The organism is Methylobacterium amylolyticum (assembly GCF_030700245.1).
Lineage (GTDB): Bacteria > Pseudomonadota > Alphaproteobacteria > Rhizobiales > Beijerinckiaceae > Methylobacterium.
On the sequence record NZ_JAUYZI010000130.1, the window covers coordinates 1 to 2,137 of the forward strand.

The following is a 2,137-nucleotide window of genomic DNA, read 5'->3' on the forward strand; positions in this document are numbered from 1 at the left end:
CAGTACACGTCGCTGGCCTTCGGTAATCGCTGCCGGGAGGCGGGTGTGCGCCCGTCGATGGGTTCGGTCGGCGACGCCTACGACAACGCCATGGCCGAGAGCTTCTTCTCCACCCTCGAATGCGAACCGCTCGCCCGCCGCCGCTTCCGCTCGCAGGCAGAGGCGCGCATGGCGGTCTTCAGCTACATCGAGGCCTTCTACAATCCGCTGCGCCGCCACTCGGCGCTCGGCTACCGCTCGCCCATCGTCTACGAGCAGGAGACCGGGTCAAAACCGTCAATCGAGACCCTGCTCAGCCAAGCCCCCTGAACCGTCCACAAAAACGGGGCAATCCCAACCGTCGGCAGTCGCCAACCTGCTCGCTCGGCGTGTGGATGCCTCCCGCCAACGTATCGGGCTTGATCATGAGGGAGGGTTCCAGAGCGAGGCAGGCTATAGCCGACAACACCTCCTGCTCGCTCCCGGCCGCCTGGGCCTGACGCTGGGCCTGAACCTTGGCGGCCTCGAAGCTTTCCGCCTTCCGGTACACCACCAGCTTGCCAGCGGTGCGCAGACCGAACGCCAGCGCTTCCCGCTGCGCCAGGTCAGCCAGCACTGTCCGGCTCAATGCCGCGAGAGCGAGTTGCGCGCGGGTTGTCGCCTCGACCGAGCGGGTGTTGCAGGCGGCGAGGAACCGCAGTCCCCAGCGGATGAAGGCCGGATCGTAGGTCGGACGGATCCGGATCGGCGCACCGGACGAGAGCAGCAGGCCCGGCAGCATCGCGAGGGTTTCCGGAGAAGCCAGCGGAGCCACGAAGGCATAGGAAAGCTGGGCCCCGTTGGCGAAACTCGTTTCCGCCGCCGGTTCGCGACGTCGGTCCACGATCGTGACGTCATAGCCCCGCTCGGCCAGCTCCTCCGCCGCCCGGTGCTGCCTCGCCAGGGCCAGGCGCGCCTCGTGGCTGTCCTCGATGATAACGCTGCGCTGGGCGATTGTCGCCTCGGCGACGGCGTTCGCCACCCGCAGGGCCGCGACGGCCCGGTTGGTGCGCGTTTCTACGATCTCGCCCATCGTCCTGTCCATCGCGGCAAGCCCGCTGCGGGCGAGACCGACGAGGCCGAGCGCGACGAGGAGGACGAGCCCGGCCGGCAGCGCCAGCTTGGTGGTGAGCTTGAGGTCGTTGAAGGCGCGCATTCCGGATCCCCGATGCGGGGCGGGTCCGACCGGGCTCGGTCGCACCATCCTGGCTCCTGTCGACGATCTAATACCAATGGCCCTAGATGTTGACCTGTGCCCAGTCACGCGAGGTCATGGATGTAACGAGGTCTGGGTCGTTGGCGAAGAAGTTCCAAGCGTCGCAGCAGGCGTCGACGATCTGTCGGTAGTCGCGGAAGACCCGGTTGGCGAGCTTGTTCTGGCGCAGGTACTGCCAGACCAGCTCCATCGGGTTCAGCTCGGGCGATGAGGCCGGCAGGTGGAGCAACGTGATGGTGTCCGGGACCACCAGGCCACGCGGTCGGCGCGTCTTGGCGGTGCCGTGATAGCCGGCACCGTCCAGAACCAGGATCGCGTGCGCGCCGGGCGCGACCTGCTTGCTGATCTCAGCCAGATGCAGCGACATCATCGTGGTGTTGACCGTCGGCAGCACCAGGGCCGCGCTGGTGCCGCGCGCTGGGCAGGCCGCCCCGAACACATACGTCCACTTGTAGCGTTGGTCGCGCGGCGCCCGCGGGCGCGTGCCCTTGCGCGCCCAGACCCGCGTCAGCGTGCCCTGCTGGCCGACGCGCGCCTCGTCCTGGAACCAGATCTCGAGCGGCTTGTCGCGGGCGGGCTCGGGCAGGATCTCCGCCACGCGCGCGGCGAAGTTTTTTTAAAAGCCTGCTGGGTCTCGTCGGTGGCCTTGGGATGCTGCGGGCGCACCGACAGCCGCACGAAGCCCAGTGCCGCCAGGTGCTTGCCGACCGTGCGCTCGTGCATCTCGACCCCGAACAACTCCTTGATCCGCGCCTGCAGGTCGACCCGGCGCCAGCGCACGACGCCATCCTTGTCGACGTCCGGCCCCGCCTCGACCAGGGCCGCCAGTTGCTGCTTCTGCTCGGGCGTCAGCTTGGCGGAGCGGCCCGGTGCCTGGCGGTCGCGCAGACCCGCCAGCCCCTC

General features: G+C 68.6%; 2 protein-coding genes and 1 pseudogene. 1 reads left to right on the forward strand and 2 read right to left on the reverse strand.

The genetic code is table 11. The features are described 5' to 3' along the window. A partial coding sequence (locus tag Q8W71_RS32775; protein WP_305529035.1) for an integrase core domain-containing protein occupies window positions 1–309 on the forward strand: 309 nt, incomplete at its 5' end. On the opposite strand, the gene Q8W71_RS32780 is transcribed toward Q8W71_RS32775, so the two are convergent. After that, complete coding sequence (locus tag Q8W71_RS32780) at window positions 293–1,174, reverse strand: FAD-dependent oxidoreductase (protein WP_305529470.1); 882 nt, start codon at window positions 1,172–1,174, stop codon at window positions 293–295. The genes Q8W71_RS32775 and Q8W71_RS32780 overlap by 17 nt on opposite strands. A gap of 82 nt (window positions 1,175–1,256) precedes the next feature. Beyond that, window positions 1,257–2,137 (reverse strand): annotated as a pseudogene (locus Q8W71_RS32785) (IS630 family transposase); the annotation flags it as partial.